Raw genomic sequence first — 19,062 nt, 5'->3', positions numbered from 1 at the left:
CTATAAAACGGAGGTAATCACTATGAGTAAAAAATTAGTAGCATATTTCTCAGCAAGCGGCGTTACCGCTAAACTGGCAAAAAATCTCGCAGAAGCAGCAGGGGCAGACATTTATGAAATACGTCCTGAACCCCCCTACACAAACGCTGATCTCAACTGGCAAGACAAGAACAGCAGAAGCTCTGTCGAGATGAAAGACAAGTCCTTCCGTCCTGCTATCGCTGATACAGATACAAATATCGCTGACTACGATACTATCTTCGTTGGTTTCCCGATATGGTGGTATGTTGCGCCTACTATTATCAACACATTCCTTGAAGCCTATGATTTTTCTGGCAAGACGATCATTTTATTTGCAACATCCGGCGGAAGCGGTATGGGCAATTCTGCAAAGGAGCTTCGCCCCAGTGTGTCCGACAGTGCTGTTATCAAGGACGGCAAGCGTTTCAGCGCAAATGCTTCTGTAAGTGAACTGAAAGATTGGGTCAATTCGCTTGGCATCTGATAAAAGGAGCATACAATGAGTATTGTAGTAAATCTAAGATACACAGGCAAAAGCGGCTCTGCCAGAGCTTTTGCAGAGGAGATGACTTCAAGCGGAACAGTTGATGTGATCAGAAATGAGAACGGCAATCTGCGGTATGAATATTATCTTTCATTTGATGATCCGGAAACTGTTCTGCTGAAAGATGAATGGACAGATCAGGCGGCTATCGACCGTCACCACGCATCGCCCATGATGCAGAAGATGGCAGAGCTTCGGGACAAATACGATCTTCACATGACGGTGGAGCGATATGTCAGTGATGAGGGCGGCATACCTGACAAGGACGAGGAATTCATAAGGAAGTAGGTGTCACAATGACTGAAAAGATAGTGCAGACAGCAGGAAGAGAGGCTCTCGGTGAGTTCGCTCACGACTTTGCACATTTCAACGATGATATCCTGTTTGGTGAGAATTGGAACAATACCGATATTGACCTGAAAACGCGGTCTATTATCACAGTGGTAGCCCTCATGTCTCAGGGCGTGACGGATAATTCTATCCGCTATCATATCCAGAACGCTAAGAATCACGGCGTATCGCAGAGAGAAATGGCAGCAGTCATTACTCACACTGCTTTTTATGCTGGCTGGCCTCACGCATGGGCGGTGTTCAATATCGCTAAGGAAGTTTATGCGGATAACGCTCCTGCCGTTTCCGATAAGAACAAGTTCCAAAACGAGATAATATTTCCCATAGGCGAACCGAATCCCTATGGCGATTACTTTGTGGGACAAAGCTATCTTGCGCCTGTTTCCACGGAACAAATACCGATCTACAACGTGACCTTTGAGCCTGCCTGCCGCAATAATTGGCATATCCACCACGCAAAAAGCGGCGGCGGTCAGATGCTGATCTGTGTCGGCGGTCGTGGCTGGTATCAAGAGTATGGCAAGGAAGCAAGAGAATTAAATCCGGGCGATATTGTGAATATCCCTGCCGAGGTCAAGCACTGGCATGGTGCGGCTAAGGACAGTTGGTTTGCACATCTTGCGGTTGAGATTCAGGGCGAGGATTGCAGTACGGAATGGTGCGAGACAGTTTCCGAACAGGATTACAATAAACTGAAATAGTATATGTGAAGGCAGCCGATGGCTGCCTTACTCTTTATAGAAAACAAAAACGAAGCATCAATTTAAGCATTCCTTGTGCTTTTGCTCTTTCAACCCATTCCTTAATACAAGTATAGCTAACGCCATATTTCATTGCTAAAGAGCGAAAGCTACCTTTTCCATCTAAATATTCTTGCACTGCAGCTATTCTTTCTTCATCTGAAAGCTTAACTTTTCTTGTCATAAAAATACCCCCCTTTATTTAGAACACGATTTTTGATATTTTGCGTGTCTACTCTAAGGGGATTATATCAGTTTTGGCTGTGAGGACTCATTGTTATACTCAGATAAACACATTGACGTGAATATCAGAAAACAGCATGCTTTAATTTCTCAAATAGATAAGTAACCTTTTCACGCTAACCGTTACATATGTAACCGTTTAAATGAAACTGCCCGTTGAATTATCAGAATAAATATGCTACAATAAGCACATAAGGAACAGGAGTTACCTAAATCGCAAAGGAGGAACTAATATGAACGCTATCGTTATTTATTTTTCAAGAGCAGATGAAAACTATTTCGGAGGTTCGATGAAGTATGTGGAGGTTGGCAACACTGAGATCGCAGTACAGCACATCACCGAGCTGACAGGCTATGACAGCTTCAAGCTCGAAATGGTGCAGCCTTACTCCGCTGACTATATGACCTGTATCGAAGAAGCAAAGGCTCATCTGAGAGAAAAAGCTCGCCCCGAGCTGAAAGAGATGCCCGATGTTTCCGGCTATGACACGATCATTCTCGCTTATCCCAACTACTGGGGAACGATGCCGATGGCGGTGTTCACGTTCCTCGATAACGCTGATCTGAACGGCAAGACGGTCTACCCGCTCTGCACCAACGAGGGCAGCGGACTTGGCAAAAGCGTTTCGGACATAAAGAAATATGCAAATGTCGGCGAGGGACTTTCTCTCACGGGCAGTGGCGTAAAAGGCGCAAAGTCCACTATTGAAAAGTGGCTTAAAAACAACAAACTTATCTGAGGAGGTATAATTATGCAGACTTACATCACTTTGAATGACGGTACGAAGATCCCGCAGTTCGGACTTGGCGTTTATCAGATTCCGGAGGGAGAAGCTGCTTACAATGCGGTGCTTGACGCGCTGAAAATTGGCGTCCGCCACATCGACACGGCTCACGCTTATCAGAACGAGCGCAGCGTCGGCAAGGCAGTCAGGAACAGCGGCGTTCCCCGTGAAGAAGTGTGGATCACCACAAAGCTCTGGCCGCACGAATACGGCGCGGGCAAGACCGCTGCAGCTATCGACAAGATGCTTGACAGGCTCGGTACCGACTATATCGACCTTCTCCTGCTGCATCAGCAGTTCGGCGATTATCTCGGTGCCTGGAAGGACATGGAGAAGGCTGTTAAGGCAGACAAGGTAAAGTCTATCGGTATCAGCAACTTTGAGAGCGAACGCCTTGAGGAGATCTGCGAAGCGGCTGATATCAAGCCCTCTGTTCTGCAAGTGGAGTGCCACCCTTACTATCAGCAGAACGCATTGAAAAAGCGTATCGAAAAGCACGGTACCGTCATCGAAAGCTGGTATCCGATCGGTCACGGCGATAAGGGGCTTATCGGTGAGGCTGTATTCACGAAACTGGCTCGGAAATATGGCAAGACCAATGTGCAGATAATTTTACGCTGGCATATCCAGGAGGGTACTATCGTATTCCCCAGAACAACAAATCCTCAGCATATGAAAGAGAACTTCGATATTTTTGACTTTGAGCTGACCGCCGATGAAATGGCTGAGATCAGAACACTTGACTGCGGAAAGCGTTTCTTCAACATGACGCTTGAACAGCAGGAGGCAAACCTCGGAGCATGGCATCCGGCTGACTAAAACGGGAGGACTACTATGATACTGACAGGCAGCGAAGATCTCAGAGTACGCAGGACAATAGACTCTATCAAAAGCGTGTTTGAGCAGATGATATGTGAAATGGACTACGGCAAGATCAGGGTAACAGAACTTTGCAGCCGTGCGATGATAAACAAAAAGACCTTTTACGTTTACTATCCCACGCTTGATGATCTGCTTGCAGAACTGCAGTCGGAGTATGCTGCGGAGTACATCGAGCGTATCAAGAATTTCAGGCTGCCTGATGAGCTTGACAAGGTGAACCGTGAGTTTTTCCTGTTTTCAGAGGAAAAAGGATTTGCCTATGAGAAGATCACCTGTGCAGGCAGCGAGTCCTATCACTATATCCGCAGCGGTATGATAAAAGAGGTCAATCACGCAGGCTGGAGCAGTTCAAAGAAATACGGTGCTTTGCCCGAATATCAGCAAAGTATGCTGCTGAACTTTGTCAACAACTCGGTTCTCGGCATTTACAGGCAGTGGGTAGAAGAAGGCAAACAGCAGTCGGTCGAGGAGATCATAGAACTGACGAACAAGCTCGTGCTTGGCGGCGTCAAGGGATTTTTCAAATGAGGCGAGCGTATGAAGACAAGAATACTGCGTGATATTGAAGTTTCTGCTGTTGGAATGGGCTGTATGGCTTTTTCTCACGGCTACGGTAAAATACCGTCCGAGGAATACAGCATTGAAGCAATACAAAACGCTTACCGCCACGGCTGTACCTTTTTTGATACGGCAGAGGTCTACAGCCCAGATCTTTCGGGAATCGGGCATAATGAGCTGATTGTCGGAAAGGCGCTTGAAGATGTGCGTAACTGGGTGCCGCAGCTCTCACGCCGAAACTTGAGAGCAATATGCCAATCGTGGAAATGCTGAGAGAATTTGCAAATAAGAAAAACTCAACGCCTGCACAAATATCTCTTGCGTGGATGCTGCATAAGTATCCGAATGTCGTTCCGATACCGGGTTCAAAGAACAAGGAGCGTATCATTGAGAATCTGACTGCCTCACAGGTTGAGCTGACGGATGATGAATTCACCGCACTTGAAACCGAACTGAACAAGTGCAGGGTTTACGGTCACAGAGGGCTTGGCGGTTTTTAAATCATTATCACAAGACAAAAAAGTCCTCACAGCCGAAACTGTGAAGACTCTGTTGTTTTATTCAGATAGAAATCTTATCATTCTTCATAAAGACTATTAAGACGGATTCCGATTCTTAAACCTTTTCAGTATATCTACTATTTTCAGATACAGATATCCGACTATCAGCAGTACTACAAAAAGGGAAATTATCCACCACGCACAGCCCATGAACGGCAGCTCGTCGGTGAAGCCGAATGCTCCGGCAGAACTTCCCCAGTTGAGGAAGAAGTACGGATAATTATAACCTTCCGCAAACTGCCAGTTTTCGACATATCCAATGCCAGCGTAGACAGCATACAGAATTGGCGGAACTATCACCCAGAACGTGTTACTCTTCTTGATATTGCTGCTGACTCCGACTACAAAAAAGTCAATTATCGCAGCGACAGGAACGACAACGTGAGTCAGTATGTTTTGCAGATTCCACGCCGCATTCCCAAGTGTTGGAGCCAATACAAAACAGAAGACTGCTCCCGTAAGAGTGATTGAAACTGTTCCTACGAATTTTATTACCCACCACAGGTCACTGATGGATTTGTTCCTGAACAGTCCTTTCAGACCTGCCGCACATATTATGGCGATGGCAATATTGGACTGTATCGTGAAGTACATGAAAACACGGCTGCCGCCCATAAAAGAATGCCGTCCTGCATAAGCACTCAGAAAAGTACCAAGTATCGCTGAAAAGATCACTACAATTTTCAGAACACATGAGACTGCCTTTTGTTTCGGCGTAAACGTATTCATAGTTTCACTTCCTTCAGAGCTTTAAAAGTGCCTCTACCTGTGCTTTCTTTTCGTAAAGAACGCAGCCTCCGTCGTGATCGTCAAGCAGGATATCGCCACTTCTGAGAGCTGTAAACAGCGGAGAATGCAAAGCCTCACGAAGTGATGTATCCTTCACATTGATATCAGAATACGGCGAGAACGGACAGGGCTCAGCTCCGCCATGAGAATTGATGTGGAAGAAGCCTCGGCCGGCTGCAACACAGCCTCCCGAACTTTTTTCATCTCCCGGGAATGAGATATAAACCATTTCGGGACGTTCCTCACGCAGATGCTGTATCTTGTTCATCAGGTACTCTCTCTGTACATCGCCCGGAGCAAGCTCGCGACTTTCATCGGTTACAGGAACATACTCCACAAATATGACCGCTTTGCAGCCTTTTTCAGAAAGACTGGCTATAAAAGCATCAGAAGTCACTTCTTTATAGTTATGCGTTGTAACAGTAACAGATGCTCCGAAAACAAGTCCGTGTTTTCTGAACTCGTCCATATTGGAGATAAGTTTATCATAAATTCCGGAGCCGCGCCGTGAATCGGTCTGCTCACGGTTGCCTTCAATGCTCATGACAGGGATAAGGTTGCGGCATTTATCGAAAAGCTCTAAATAGCGTTCGTCCATGAAAGCGCCGTTAGTAAAGATCGGAAAGAGTATATTCTGCTTCTGCCCTGCGGTTTCGATGATATCCCGCCGTAGCATAGGTTCACCGCCTGCGAGAAGGATGAAGCTTATACCCATTTCGTCTGCCTCATCGAATATCCTCAGCCATTCCGCGTCTGTGAGCTGTTTCACAGGCTCGGAATCAACAGTGGCATGATTGCACCGTGAATAACAGCCTGCACAATGAAGATTGCATTTACTTGTGATACTTGCGATGAGGAACGGGGGGATGTGCTCGCCATTATCTTCGGCTTTCCTGCGGCGTTTGGAGGCAACTCGGCTCGCTGCTGCAAATTTCAGCATAAAAGCACTTTCCCTTGGGTTTTTCAGCGTTGCCCTGACAGCTTCGCCTACTATCCGCTCAACACCCTTTGTCAGATATTCCTGAAGTTCAAATTTTTCATTCATAGTCTCACCCAAGCAATTCTTTAACAGACTTGCGCACCTCTGCCATATCAGTTGTAGGCTCAAAGCGTGCGATAACCTTACCTGTTCTGTCAACGAGGAATTTTGTAAAGTTCCACTTGATATACGCTTTATCTCCGAACTTCTTATTATTCATATCAGCAAACTTATTTAGCATTGCATTCTTAATCCCCTTGCCAAAGCCAGCAAATGGCTTTTCTGTGGCAAGATAGGCGAAAAGCGGATCAGCGCTGTCGCCGTTAACATCTATCTTTGCGAACTGTGGGAACTCCGTACCGAATTTGAGCGTGCAGAATTGATGTATCTCGTCCTCGCTGCCGGGAGCCTGATTTGCGAACTGATTGCAAGGAAAATCGAGTATCTCGAAGCCTTTGTCTCGTAATTCCTTGTACATAGTTTCAAGCGGCTCATAATGCGGTGTAAATCCGCATCCCGTAGCTGTATTCACGATAAGCAGCACCTTACCATTATAATCACTGAGACTTACGTCGTTGCCTGCGCGGTCTTTCACCATAAAATCGTACACTGTTTTCATACTTCATGCTCCTTTCAGATAGTCAGATATCATTTTCTTCCAATAATTCATACAGCAGCGAATAGAGCTGCTTTGCCTTTTCGGGACTGAGTTTTACGCACTTTCCAACCTTCACAGGGATATCCTTTGCCTGTTCCTGCAAGGCTCTGCCCTGTTCGGTCAGATAAATGAGGACTGCACGTTCATCGTCCTTACTGTGTATCCTTTCGAGATATCCGAGAGTGCTCATCTTTTTAAGAAGAGGCGAAACCGTACCGTTGTCAAGCATGAGTTTTTTGCATATTTCTCCGACAGTAACGCCGTCCTTCTCCCACAGAACAAGCATGACTATATACTGCGTGTAGGTCAGATTCATCTCCTTCAGATACGGCGTATATAAGCTCGTTACAGTTCTTGCCGCAGCATATAGCGGAAAACAGAGCTGGTTTTCTATCTTCATAGCTTCCTTGTAGTTGTATTCCATTGTTCTGCCTCCTCAATTTATGTTGTTTACAATTATATTGTATCAAATATAAATCTGTTTGTCAAGTACCCTTGCTTTATTTTTGATATTTAACTTCAGACAAAAAAGTCCTCACAGCCAAAACTGTGAGGACTCATTGTTTTTAATCAGATAAACACATTAACGTGAATATCACGCCAACTTAGTATCCTACGCTTCGTAGACTTTGCGTAAAGGTATTCTTTAGCATCGTCCAGATCCAGCGTAAAATAGCCAATCTGAGTATATTTCCGAATTACTTATTTTCGCTTATTGCAGCCTGTGTCGCAACCAGTGAAAAGTGAAGTATCAACAGTAATTGTCTGCTATATTTTTCCTACAGTTAGACAATTTTTTCTGCAAAGGCATTACAAGACAAATCTGCTCAAGCCCTCGAAATATAGGCTCAAAACAGTATTCTGATAAAACCACCAAAACTGTGGAATATCCGTCAGCATAGGCTTGTGGTCCCGAAGACCGTGGGTTCGAATCCCACTACCCACCCTCATGAAATAGGCACTTTCGAGAAATCGGAAGTGCTTTTTTCGTTGCTGTCTAATACAAAAGTCCCCTCAGCTAAGGGGACTTTCTTTATTGTTTTTCTGAACTGACATGAAACTTCGCATTTGAGAGCCCACAGTAGCCCATTTTCACAAATGCCTATAAATAACCAATGCAACCGTGCTTAACAGGATTGTTAACGTCCGTTGACGGATTTCCAGCCACAGTTGGTAGACTTATACGAGCAAAAATGATACTATGGATTCATCAAAGGAACTATCGCTCAGCGATAGAGGGAGGAATCATTTATGAAAAAAAGTATCGTATTGAACCAAAGCTCGGTTGGTCAGAAAAACATCGGAGCATTAAAAACATTCTTAAAAAATATCAGTCCTTTCAATAACAGAACTGATATGCCGTCGGTACTGCTGGTACTGAAAAAAGTGTTCGCTTTCTACCTTTGCTATTGGACAGGTATCTTTCTTGCAGAGGGACTCGTTATCGGCGGACTCTTTGCCTGCGGCAAAAACTTTTTACACGGAGAGATGTTCAGCGACGACATAATGATGCTCATTAAGCTCTACGGCATGATAGTTGTTATCGCCGCAAGCGTCCTCTACTGGAAGCTGATAGAAAAAAGAAAGCTCTCCGAAATGGGCGTCACCAAGAATATCAGCGGCTGGTTCATAGGCGCAGTCGTGGGTATACTGTTGCTTATTGTCTCGGTTTCTGCTATAATGGTAACAGGTACTATAAAGTTCGACGGTGTTTCAACGGATCTCGATATAACAATGCCGCTCATGTTCGGCGGATATGCCGTACAGGGTGCGGCTGAGGAGTTCCTTTCCCGAGGAGTAGTCTTCCACGGACTTAAAGGCAAGGTCTCCATGCCCGTTGCTGTCGGCGCAAACGCCCTTGTGTTCACTCTTCCCCACCTCAGCACACTTGGCGGTTCGGAGCCGCAGTTTATCATCTCAGGAGTGATAAATTTAGCAGTTATTTCATGCTTGTTCTCGTTCATTACACTCCGCACCAAGAGCATATGGGCAGCCTGCGGACTTCATTCGCACTGGAATTTCTGCCTGAGCTGCGTTCTCGGACTTAACCTCAGCGGCAGCGAGGGTACGACATCTGTCATCAATATGCACGCAGAGGCAGCAAATCTCCTTAACGGCGGCATATACGGCATAGAAGCAAGCATTATCACCAACGCAGCAATAGCTGCTGGAGCTGTACTGCTGTGGTATTCATATAAAAAAGACAATACAGAAAGGCAGGCGTGAATTATGGAATTCAATAACAAGCTTTATGAGCTCAGAAAGCAAAAGGGCTTTTCACAGGAGGAGCTCGCCAACCGTCTGAACGTATCGCGTCAGACCGTATCAAAATGGGAAGTCGGCGATTCTACGCCCGATATGGAGAAGCTCGTCGCTATCAGTGACCTTTTCGGCATATCCCTTGACGAGCTTGTTCTGGACAAGGCTCCCGAGCCTGCTCCTGCCCCTCAGACTGCAAAGTCGGAGCTGTATACCGATATAAAAGAGAAAGTCCTTACGGACAAAAACAGAAAAAAAGCCAAAAAAGGCTTGAAAATAGGCGCAATTGCTCTTGGAATATTCCTTGCGATAGATTTGATATCATTCATAATATACGTTGCCCTGAACGGCTTTCCGAAGTAAGCATACAACTTAATAATAAAGCTGAGCCCCTGCAAATCGCAGGGGCTTTCATATTGATATCCAAAACCTATGCTTTTCTTTTTCTGCTCAAAGCAGAAACCGTCGCTGTGCACTAATCGGAGCAGCCTGTTTTGTCTGATATGCCGAAAAATTAACTGCCGTGCAGCAATTCTGCCGTTTTCTGACACTTATTAAGTACAAACCCACGCAAAGGAACTGCGTATTCTTAGTGCTAAGTTACCGAATTTTAATTTAATTGTTATGATATATTCGTTGACTCAGTATAAAAAAAGTGGTATGATATATAAAAACCACGAAAAAAGGAGGCACCTTCCATGAAAAAAACACTATTAGCAGCCGCTCTCGCAAGCACTCTCCTGCTTTCAGCCTGCGGCAGCAAGGCAGAAAACAATACAATATCAGCACTCGACAGAGCTCCGCGCAACGCCGAGGCAGGCGAATACTACAAGAGCGACGACAATGCCGAGCTTGAAACCAATGCTCCGTCCGAGCTTGAAGAGCCTGAGCTTCTCAACGTAGATTACAAGCAGTCCGACGTCAAGGTAATCAACACACAAATGCTGGTCTACTCCTGCAATATGAGCATTGACGTTCTCGACTTCAATAAGGCAGTTGACCAGATACACGAATATATCAAAAGCTACGGCGGTTTTATTGAAAACGAGAGCTACTCAGACGGCGGCGACACAAGCCAGTGGCTCTACAACGACGAGCAGAAATGGAAGAACTTCCATGCTACAATAAGAGTCCCCAGTGCGAAATACGATGATTTCTGCAAATCAGCCGAATCCGTAGGCGATATGCGAAAGAAAAACGCCTCTGTAGACAATCTGACCACGGAATACTCCGACCTCAAGACAACTCTCAGCATTTATGAAGCAAAAGAGGACCGCTACCTCGAAATGCTCAAAGAGATAAAGGACCAGAACAAGGCTATATCCGTCGAGGAGGAGCTCACCAACATACAGATAGAGATAGCAAGGATAAAAACTCGCATGAACAACATCGAAAACGACGTTGCTTATTCATATGTAGACCTCACCCTTAACGAGGTCCGCGAGTATACCGATAAACCTGTTGTGAAAAAGACCGATACCTTCGGTCAGAGACTGAGCAACACCCTTTCAAGCACGTGGAGCACCTTCCTCAGCTTCCTCGAGGGCGCACTCTTTGTAATTATCAGGATACTGCCATATCTGCTTCTCATCGGTATAATCACATTCATCATCGTGAAGATAGTGAAGTTCATCGTAAAGGCAAGCGAAAAGTCCAAGAAAAAGCGCTATGAGGAAATGGTAAAGAGCGGCAAAATAAGCAGCGCTCCCCTCTTCCCAAACGGAAACAATATGCCTATGCAGGGCAATCCGCCTGCTCCCATACCGCCTGCACCTATGCCGAACAATCAGCCGATGCAGGGCGGCGCACCAGCGGCAAATCAGCCTGTGAAGCCAAACAATGCTCCGTCGGCAGCTCCAAACAGCGCACCAAATAATGCTCCTGCGCAGAACAATAACCCCAACCCCAACGAAAACAAGAAATAAATACTGAAAAAGGCGTGACAAAAGTCACGCCTTTTTGCATTATTTCGATAAAAGCTCCTTAACCTTGCCAAGGAGGAATTCCTGTATCCTGAGAGCGTCATTTGATGTGATACCCTCTGTGGACTTATCAACGTCGCCGTTTATCCAGCCCTGCTCTGTTATAGCCTTTTCATCTGTTCCGCCTATACCATATTTATTCGGATTAGCCAGAGCCTGCATGATAAGAACTACGTCAGACATATCAACATTGCCGTCGTTATTTGCGTCGCCTGCCTTTGTAACTGCAGGCTGCGGAGCTGTTGTAGTAGTGGTCTCGGGAGTTGTTGTCGCTGTCGATGTAGTAGTCGATGTTGTGGAGGTAGTTGTAGGAGTCGTAGTCGTTGTGGTGCTTGTTGTAGTTGTGGTGGTGGTGGTAGTAGTAGTTGTTGTTGTGGTAGTTGTAGTGGTCGTAACTACAGGTGCAGAAGCAGCAACATATTTGTCGATAGTATCTGCCCAGAATGTGCCCATTTTCTTATAGCCTGTTCCATTGGGGTGGAGCTTGTCACTGCCGATATCATTCATGCCGTCGAGACAGCCGTGAACGTCCGCAAACTTGACATTCTTGCCCTGACTTGCATAGGACTCAGCCACTTTCTTGACTGTGCTGTTATAGTTTGCAGTTCTTGTGGGATTTCCGCCGTATTCTGTAAACTCAGGGATAGAGCCCATGAACACCACGCTGCCCTCGGGGATATCATTGAGGATATAATCCATGAGAGTGTGGAGGTCCTTCTCGCAGTCGCTCATAGAACGGTTAGCCGTCATATCATTCGTACCGATGATAAGGAGAACGATGTCAGGCTGAGCCTTTTTAACAGCATCCAGATTCTTGAGCTTTTCATAAAGTCCGCTGTCGTTGCTCCAGCTGTTGCGCTGCTGCTTGATAGTAAAGCCGCTGTAGCCTGCGTTATTGTCATCATAGGACATACCGTTGAAGTTAGCGCTGTTCTGTCCCTGAGGACCTACCATGTCTATCTTGGTGTAGCCCTTCTGCTTGAGGTCGTTGTACAGGTACTTTCTGTAGCCGCCTGTTTCGCCCATGCCAAAGGTGATAGAATCGCCGATAGGCATTATCTTTATGGTATCGGTCTTGGAAAGAGCAGTTCCGCCTGTGCTTGAAGTATCGGTGTATACAATCTTATCAGTAACCGTACCCTGTCCCGTTACAACAGCAGAGCTCTTACCTTTCTCTGATACCTGAACTGCGTCGATATAGAAATCGCAGAATTCATCTGAACCCTCGGGAGTTTCGATATAAAGCAGCATATCGCCGCTGTTGTCGGGGATAGTGAACTCAGTATTTTCCAGCTTTGTCCACTCGCCGCTCTTTGCGGTGCAGTCGGCTATCTTAGTGTAGGCAGCACTGTTTCCGTCGCCTTGCTGGAGCGACATCTGCATAGTAACATCATGTCCCGATTTCTGAAGCACAGCCGTACTGAAGCTATATGTAGCGCCGGGTGCAAATGCGGCTGTATCAAGTAAGATACCACAGCCATGCCAATCATTCGCTCTCTCCGAAACATAAAGCGACTTGCTGCCTTCATAGAAGTCTGTAGAAACTATTTCAGCAGAATTTGAACCTCTTGATCCCCAGCCGCCTGCGCCGTTCTCAAATGTGCTTGTTAAATAATCTCCGTTCTGATCGGGCTCTACAGTCTTAACAGGAGTAGTATCGTCTGTCTGCTCACTTGGATCAAACATTCTTCCGTCGGCGTATACTCTTACGCTCTTTACGTTCGCCGAGCCGTTTGACCTGTAGCCCTCGATATTGAGGGATACCTCATAAAGAGTTCCGCTCATGTCAAGACCTGCGTTTGACCATGCGTCAAAGTGCCTGCCGACATGGACAGTACCCTTCATATTATTCTGAGTATTGTTCCTCGAACCGCTGGTCTGACGGACGCTCCAGTACTGCGGGAATGTCTGTGTACCGTCAAGTGACGGCTGATTGTAGCGCATACTCTTGCAGATATCATACTTATTGCCGTCAAGAGTAACTGTTCCCTTTGACTCTACGCCGTTATTTCCCGGCGGACGCCAGTCGCCCCAGCCCTCTACGATGTAGTATTCCATGAGAGGATTCCTTGTCCAGCCGTAAACGCACATATAGGAATTGCCTCTTGGGGTATACTCAACGTCATAGGTCAGAGTTATATCCTCTCCTATCTGCTTGTACCTCTTTTTCTGGCTGTCATAGTTCTTGCCCATACGAGCGAGAAAGTTCTCGATGTTGCTCCACGAGCAGGTAAAGGAACCTGCCGACGGCTTCATGGACACCTGTCCCTGACCGTTCTGGTTCCACATCTCGTAATCATAGCCGCCTATGTTGCCGCGCTCCTGAGCGTCGGCAGCATTTACAGCAGGAACCGAGGGTACGCCTGCTGCCAGCAGCATCGCCGAGATAGTCGTGCTGATAACACGTTTGAAGCCTTTTAAGCCCATAGTATCACTCCTTGCTTGATTTTTTGCCTATTTTTGTTTTGGTTCGGTCTCACGGTGCAGGAGACCTTTCTGCCTATTATGTCGCCTGCCGAATGTTTACAATTATAATATACACCATTTGCAAAGATTTGTAAAGATTATACAGCAAAAAAGTTGAAAAAAACCGCATAATAAAACAAAATGCAAGCGCTCCCGATATCACGGAAGCGCTCACACAGGTTTTACACTTATTTGATCCGCATAGATCACTTATAATTAATCGCAGGATCGGGATAAACTCGGTATGCAGGGCCGTTTTCGCACTTATAGCCGTCTCCTGCCCATATCTCCACCTTGGATGGATCATCGAGCCTATAGACTACCAGCCAGCGTATCAGCTTCAGGCTGCCGCCGTCCTCACGCTTACGGTAAGGCATTTTGACCGGAAAATCGCCATCATTCTTCAAACCCATTTTCATATTAAGATCTTTGCACATTGCATCTACAAAGGTCTTGTATCTCCGGTCAGAATAATTCCATGTTCTGAAAACATTAGTTATGTCATGAGGATTGCTCCAGTCGCCGCCTGTATCATGATTGTAACCGTCAACTCTTGCAACCACGGTAAAGCGATAATTTCCTTCCTGCTCAAGGGGAGATTTGAGATTTGTTATTTTCTTTGAATATGTACTTGAAACACCTTTGTACTCAGTAGTTGTATTCACTATACAACCGTCCTCAGTAGCTTCGTATGCCACCCAGTTGTTCTGCGGAGTATAGAACGACTCCCATGCAGCTTCGTCGGTAGTCAGTGCAAGCATTGCCGACATATAGATAGTTTTTCCGTTCTGAACTGTAGCTTTCTTCTTTGCATTTTCGACATATCCCATTAAAGAAGGTAAGAGCATGGCACCAAGAACGCCGATTATTGCCAGAATAACTATTAATTCTATCAATGTAAAGCCTTTTCTTTTCATCATACTCTTCACCTCCTTTAACAGTTGACCGATTCCGATCTATCAAGTGCCTTTTCGCCCGGCACCTGAATCACTTTCAGATCTATCCTTTTCTATAGTTATATAATACCACAATTTTCAACAAAAATGATGTATATTTTATGAACATTCAACTGTGAAGGTGCTATTTCGGAGTTTTAAACAATCAGAAGCATTACTATTTGTAAAACGTAACAAGTGCCGCAGCATATGTTTTATACATATTGGAATGATATTTCAGCTATAAAAATTATGTATAAATATGCTTGACAGGAAAAACTCTTATCTGCATTGCATCAGCTGTTAATCATATCATAAAGCTCTCCGTAGTGCCTGCCCTCAAACTGTTGAACGTTATCAATACGCCAGTCATTAAATTCAGGATCAAGTATAAGCTTTACTTCCATGCAGACGCAGTTTTCAAAATTATCGACTTCAATATACCACTCAGGAAAATATGCAGTACATGATGTCTCGGTTTTATCAGCGATTATAACAGGATAACTGTCGGAAAAAACGACAGGCAGCTTTCCCCAGCCTCCGTATGGACAATATTGATACAGCTTTCCTCTGTATTCTATCCATTGTTTCATATGCTCCTTGTCTAAAACTTCGTTTTGTTCCAGCTCGTCAAAGCCCGAAGCCATTGAATCTCCAAACAGCCGTTCATAGAGTCCTTCAGACAATACAGACCGCAGATAGCGCCTGATATCCTCAAGGCAGCTGAATCGGCTGTCGGTAACATGAATATAATACGCTATACCTTTTTCTCCTTGATGAGTATCATAACAAGTGCTCCAGATCTCTACTTCGGGATCGGCAGCGAATCTAAGACCGTCTTGAGTATCGACTTCAACGCCCGCTGCGTTTCGCAGCAGATCTATTTCGTCATATTCTTTGAACAGTTCAAGGGCTATATCCCCCAGCTCATTGTCAACATATATATCCTCCGCCGCAGGGGCAACAAACGGCACTGTAGTATACAGCGTAGTTTCAGCAGTTGTCTCTGTTGTCGTCTGAGTTGTCGAAGCTGTATTTGTCACGGAAGTACCTGTACCTGTTGTCGTGATTTCCGTTATATCGGCAGTTGTTGCCGTTACCGCAGGCTGGTCCACACCGCTGCCGTTTCCGCTTTTTGCCTGCCTGTTCAGCATTATTACGCTGCCCAGAACTATCCCTGCCACAAGAACTACCGAAGCCGCTGTTGCTATGGGCGTCAGCCATGCAGGACGTCTTACACGCTCAACTCCGCTGACCTCGTTTTCGGACATAGTTATATCATTATCTTTCTCTGCTCTGTCTTTATCTTTCTTTTTCATTTTGTATTTCCTTTCTGTCACCGCAAGGAGCCTGTCAAGCTCTGCGTCTGTAATCTCGGGACACATATCGGTAAGAATATCCATAGTATCGTCCTCTGCATTGACAAGCTTGTCAAAAATCTCTTTTTCTTTCACAGCTGCTCCCCCTTTCACTCAGTAATACCTATCTCGGCAAGCTTCACCCGAAGCTTTTCCATAGCCCTTGTACATCTCGACCTCACCGACGAAGCCGTCATGGAGACATTTCCGGCTATTTCCTCCGATTTCAGGTTATAATAGTATTTCTGTATCAGGATAGTGGCGTCAGGCTCGCCCAGCTCCCGTATCTTGCTCAGGAGCAGCCTGCGGAGTTCTGAACCCTCGGCATGAGCCTCAACGCTGATATCCGAGGCAAGCCTCTCCATATCCTCATCATCTGTGCTTATAATGTGCTTCTGTGCGGCAGTAAGGCTTCGGAATCTGTCGATAGCGGTGCGCTTTGCCACAGTGCCTATGAGAGCCTTTATGTCGCCCTCCATAAGCTCATTGTCGTCCAGCTTTATGAATATATCGGCAAAAACGTCGCTGAAGCATTCCTCTATATCCTCACGGGTGCCGCAGAGCCTGAGCTTATTGAAAACGATAGAATAGACATATCTGCCGTATTCCTGCATGAGCGCTCTGTGACAGTCTGAAACAGAGGCGTTGTAAAGCGCTTTAAGCTCGCTGCCGTTCATGTTCATTCCCCCTTTGGTTTATGTGATAAGATCGACCTTTCATAAACAACATTCGTGACAGAAAGCGAAAGTGCTGCAAGGTCTGAGAAAATTTTTTCATTTACTATAATATTACCACATTTTTCATTATCCGCCAAGTCCCTATAAAAGTAAAAACGGCTGAAATTTCAGCCGTTTTTACCATGAACACACTTTCTTATATTTCCTTTTCAATCGTAACCTGTTTTAATGCAGACGATATTAATATTCATCAGCCGTTTGCCATTTGAATAATATATTCGTCCATTGTGAGCGGAACTGACTTTATCTTGCCAAGTATGTACTTTCTGAGCACGAGCACGTCAGCAGATGTTACAGCTCCGTCTTTAAGGATATCCGCACTTTCAAGCTGGAGGTCATTGAGCTTAACCTTGCCTGCCAGATACTTGTTGATAGTGATAAGGTCAAAGGAATTTATCTCCTGATCGCCGTTTATATCGCCTGTATCCACGGGCTTGGTCTTATATCTTTCGGGGATATACTCGCCTGAGAGGACTCCGCTCCTGCCGCCGTCGATAGTTACGAAGAGCTGACACCAGTAATACTTATACTGGGTATTGTCATCATAACCGCCGCCAACGCCTATGTGTGTATATTCAGGATTCATTATTGCAGCCCAGTGTGCGGGAGAATTTTTCCACTGTGCAAATGTCTCTTCCGCAGTCGGGAAACCGCCTGCCAGATTCTCGCCAACAACAGCATACGGTACAAGATTGTCGTCTATGATAGTAGCGAAGATGTTATCATTATCGTCGGGCTTGCCGTCCCATCTCGGACGCCAGTGGCTGAACTTAGTCATAGCTTCTCTTGCACGCTCACGCGCCTTGTCATTAAGGTAAGGGAGCGCTGTCATAGGCTCAAGACCTTCTTCCGCTCTTGCTTCATTAACAAGAACTATTATCCTGTCGGATACTTCCTTGATCTCATCGTCTGATAATCTTTTTGCGGCATGAGCTCTGCCAGGATAGCTAAGCAAAGAGCAGCATACCATGACTGCAGCAAGCAATACAGCTGTCAGTTCACACCAGAATTTCTTAACATTACTCATACCTGTACCCCCTTTAAAATGGATTTCTTCTGTAATTATATTTTAGCACAAGTAAATATAAATTTAAAGGGGGTTTAGGGCAAATTAGCAAATTTCACAATGAAATTCTACGTTTTGTACAACAAAAATTATACCGCTCGTATTTTCAGCCTTTGCTTATCCGAAAAATAATTAAGTTTTTTGGCTATATATTGTTAATCTTTATAAATGTTCGCAATTACTTAGCAATTTTATCAGCTATCTGTCCGTAATATTTATCAGTTGCAAGGATATTTATCTTGAGATACTCCTCGATGAGCTCGCATACATCGTCCTTTTTGATGATAGCATTTGTGAGCACGTCAATGTGTCCCTCGGGCTCAACGAACATCTTGCAGGCAAAATTTGCAGGATCGGCGTTGAAGTCGTTTACTAACTTATAAATGTCGGGATCGCCCTGTATAAATGTAGCGATACCTGTGAGAGCAAGGCTGAGTGCTCCGTTCTCCTCGTTGTAATGGATAATGACATAAGGAGTAACTCCCTCAAAGCTCGGGAGCTGTGTGCGGAATCTTATCATATTTCCGTCGTTCTGGTTAAGGTCGTAAGATATTCCGCGCTTGTCAAGTATTTCGCGGAAAGCTGCAATTGCCTTGTTTGTGATCTCGATATTGTTTTCCATGGTTATTTCCTCCAATCATGCATTTTTTGTTTAAAATGCTATAGTAATTATATCATAAAAATATAGAAAAAGCAACATACGCGGAGAAATCTTTCCTTTTGTACGTATAACAGCGCGAAAAAGGGTGCGGCGGCTCGCCGCTTATAGCATATATTTTCAAAAACAGCAAGGAACGCGGCAAAAAACTGCAATTTATTTTTCACGCGAAAAAGTGTCCTGAAAAGGGAAAAAGCGCCCGAATCCGAGCGCTTTGACCTTTAGGGTGGTTTATATGAAAAATGAAGATGTCTTGAACACTATTTTTTCCCTTTTCTGCTGTCCTGACTGTATTATAGAATATGGATATGTGCGTTTTGTGATAGAAAGCTGAATTAAAGAAAAAAACCTCACGGAAAACCAGTGAGATTATGCTTCTGCCATATTATGCTGTAGGGGCTGATGCCCACATCAGCCCGTTAAATTTCTCCAAGACCACGCGGTGCGATGTAGACATCGCATCCTGCACAATAATTCCATGAGCCGCCAAT

General features: G+C 45.2%; 22 protein-coding genes. 11 read left to right on the top strand and 11 right to left on the bottom strand.

The genetic code is table 11. From position 1 onward, the window contains the following. The first annotated feature begins 22 nt into the window (after positions 1-22). From T497_RS0102565 to T497_RS0102555, 3 genes are read left to right on the top strand one after another with little or no spacing between them, the layout of a single operon-like run. A complete protein-coding gene (locus tag T497_RS0102565; RefSeq protein WP_028514279.1) occupies positions 23-505 on the top strand; it encodes a flavodoxin in 483 nt (160 codons plus the stop codon). A 15-nt stretch (positions 506-520) separates the two neighbouring features. Continuing rightward, positions 521-853, top strand: a complete 333-nt coding sequence (locus tag T497_RS0102560) for a putative quinol monooxygenase (RefSeq protein WP_028514278.1) — start codon at positions 521-523, stop codon at positions 851-853. Between the two features lie 8 nt (positions 854-861). After that, complete coding sequence (locus T497_RS0102555; protein WP_028514277.1) at positions 862-1,617, top strand: carboxymuconolactone decarboxylase family protein; 756 nt, start codon at positions 862-864, stop codon at positions 1,615-1,617. A gap of 34 nt (positions 1,618-1,651) precedes the next feature. Here the strand turns inward: T497_RS0102555 and T497_RS0102550 are convergent, their stop codons facing one another. Next, a complete protein-coding gene (locus T497_RS0102550; RefSeq protein WP_028514276.1) occupies positions 1,652-1,840 on the bottom strand; it encodes a helix-turn-helix domain-containing protein in 189 nt (62 codons plus the stop codon). A 292-nt stretch (positions 1,841-2,132) separates the two neighbouring features. Here T497_RS0102550 and T497_RS0102545 point away from each other — a divergent pair, with 292 nt between their 5' ends. Genes T497_RS0102545 through T497_RS18730 form a run of 5 tightly spaced genes read left to right on the top strand, consistent with a single transcriptional unit; the run spans position 2,133 to position 4,624 of the window. Next, positions 2,133-2,639, top strand: a complete 507-nt coding sequence (locus tag T497_RS0102545; protein ID WP_028514275.1) for a flavodoxin — start codon at positions 2,133-2,135, stop codon at positions 2,637-2,639. Between the two features lie 12 nt (positions 2,640-2,651). Then, positions 2,652-3,503: an aldo/keto reductase gene (locus T497_RS0102540; RefSeq protein ID WP_207640324.1), complete on the top strand. Its 852-nt coding sequence runs from the start codon at positions 2,652-2,654 to the stop codon at positions 3,501-3,503. 15 nt (positions 3,504-3,518) lie between these two features. After that, positions 3,519-4,094, top strand: a complete 576-nt coding sequence (locus T497_RS0102535; protein WP_028514273.1) for a TetR/AcrR family transcriptional regulator — start codon at positions 3,519-3,521, stop codon at positions 4,092-4,094. Between the two features lie 9 nt (positions 4,095-4,103). Further along, positions 4,104-4,397 carry an aldo/keto reductase gene (locus T497_RS18735; protein ID WP_028514272.1) on the top strand — a complete coding sequence of 98 codons (294 nt, stop codon included), beginning with the start codon at positions 4,104-4,106 and terminating at the stop codon, positions 4,395-4,397. Further along, a complete protein-coding gene (locus T497_RS18730) occupies positions 4,376-4,624 on the top strand; it encodes an aldo/keto reductase (protein WP_028514271.1) in 249 nt (82 codons plus the stop codon). The genes T497_RS18735 and T497_RS18730 overlap by 22 nt, the downstream gene beginning before the upstream one ends. Positions 4,625-4,720: 96 nt before the next feature. Here the strand turns inward: T497_RS18730 and T497_RS0102520 are convergent, their stop codons facing one another. From T497_RS0102520 to T497_RS0102505, 4 genes are read right to left on the bottom strand one after another with little or no spacing between them, the layout of a single operon-like run. Continuing rightward, positions 4,721-5,413: a Pr6Pr family membrane protein gene (locus tag T497_RS0102520; RefSeq protein WP_028514270.1), complete on the bottom strand. Its 693-nt coding sequence runs from the start codon at positions 5,411-5,413 to the stop codon at positions 4,721-4,723. 13 nt (positions 5,414-5,426) lie between these two features. Next, on the bottom strand, positions 5,427-6,518 hold the full coding sequence (locus tag T497_RS0102515; RefSeq protein WP_028514269.1) for a radical SAM protein: 1,092 nt from the start codon (positions 6,516-6,518) through the stop codon (positions 5,427-5,429). A 4-nt stretch (positions 6,519-6,522) separates the two neighbouring features. Further along, positions 6,523-7,071, bottom strand: coding sequence for a glutathione peroxidase (locus T497_RS0102510; RefSeq protein WP_028514268.1), 549 nt, complete (start codon positions 7,069-7,071; stop codon positions 6,523-6,525). Positions 7,072-7,093: 22 nt separating this feature from the next. Then, entirely contained in the window at positions 7,094-7,534 is a 441-nt protein-coding gene (locus T497_RS0102505) for a MarR family winged helix-turn-helix transcriptional regulator (protein ID WP_028514267.1), read from the bottom strand. 827 nt (positions 7,535-8,361) lie between these two features. Here T497_RS0102505 and T497_RS0102500 point away from each other — a divergent pair. The 3 genes from T497_RS0102500 (at position 8,362) to T497_RS0102490 (ending at position 11,294) form a co-directional block, all read left to right on the top strand. Continuing rightward, the gene (locus tag T497_RS0102500) at positions 8,362-9,336 is read left to right on the top strand and encodes a CPBP family intramembrane glutamic endopeptidase (protein ID WP_028514266.1); all 975 of its coding nucleotides are present in this window, start codon (positions 8,362-8,364) and stop codon (positions 9,334-9,336) included. Positions 9,337-9,339: 3 nt separating this feature from the next. Continuing rightward, positions 9,340-9,732 carry a helix-turn-helix domain-containing protein gene (locus T497_RS0102495; protein WP_028514265.1) on the top strand — a complete coding sequence of 131 codons (393 nt, stop codon included), beginning with the start codon at positions 9,340-9,342 and terminating at the stop codon, positions 9,730-9,732. Positions 9,733-10,067: 335 nt separating this feature from the next. Next, positions 10,068-11,294 carry a DUF4349 domain-containing protein gene (locus T497_RS0102490; RefSeq protein WP_028514264.1) on the top strand — a complete coding sequence of 409 codons (1,227 nt, stop codon included), beginning with the start codon at positions 10,068-10,070 and terminating at the stop codon, positions 11,292-11,294. A gap of 39 nt (positions 11,295-11,333) precedes the next feature. On the opposite strand, the gene T497_RS17255 is transcribed toward T497_RS0102490, so the two are convergent. The 6 genes from T497_RS17255 to T497_RS0102460 all read right to left on the bottom strand — a co-directional run bounded on the left by T497_RS17255 (position 11,334) and on the right by T497_RS0102460 (position 18,535). Further along, positions 11,334-13,778, bottom strand: coding sequence for a glycoside hydrolase family 11 protein (locus T497_RS17255; RefSeq protein ID WP_051530468.1), 2,445 nt, complete (start codon positions 13,776-13,778; stop codon positions 11,334-11,336). A 245-nt stretch (positions 13,779-14,023) separates the two neighbouring features. Then, on the bottom strand, positions 14,024-14,737 hold the full coding sequence (locus T497_RS17250) for a type II secretion system protein (RefSeq protein ID WP_051530466.1): 714 nt from the start codon (positions 14,735-14,737) through the stop codon (positions 14,024-14,026). A 311-nt stretch (positions 14,738-15,048) separates the two neighbouring features. Then, complete coding sequence (locus T497_RS0102475; protein WP_028514263.1) at positions 15,049-16,206, bottom strand: hypothetical protein; 1,158 nt, start codon at positions 16,204-16,206, stop codon at positions 15,049-15,051. A gap of 14 nt (positions 16,207-16,220) precedes the next feature. Beyond that, positions 16,221-16,787 carry an RNA polymerase sigma factor gene (locus T497_RS0102470; RefSeq protein ID WP_028514262.1) on the bottom strand — a complete coding sequence of 189 codons (567 nt, stop codon included), beginning with the start codon at positions 16,785-16,787 and terminating at the stop codon, positions 16,221-16,223. 250 nt (positions 16,788-17,037) lie between these two features. Beyond that, complete coding sequence (locus tag T497_RS0102465; RefSeq protein ID WP_028514261.1) at positions 17,038-17,874, bottom strand: CAP domain-containing protein; 837 nt, start codon at positions 17,872-17,874, stop codon at positions 17,038-17,040. A gap of 217 nt (positions 17,875-18,091) precedes the next feature. After that, the gene (locus tag T497_RS0102460; RefSeq protein ID WP_028514260.1) at positions 18,092-18,535 is read right to left on the bottom strand and encodes a hypothetical protein; all 444 of its coding nucleotides are present in this window, start codon (positions 18,533-18,535) and stop codon (positions 18,092-18,094) included. Between the last annotated feature and the right edge of the window lie 527 nt (positions 18,536-19,062).

Source organism: Ruminococcus flavefaciens MA2007 (assembly GCF_000621845.1).
In the GTDB taxonomy this organism is placed as follows: Bacteria; Bacillota; Clostridia; order Oscillospirales; family Ruminococcaceae; genus Ruminococcus; species Ruminococcus flavefaciens_E.
This window is presented reverse-complemented; position numbering and strand designations above follow the sequence as displayed.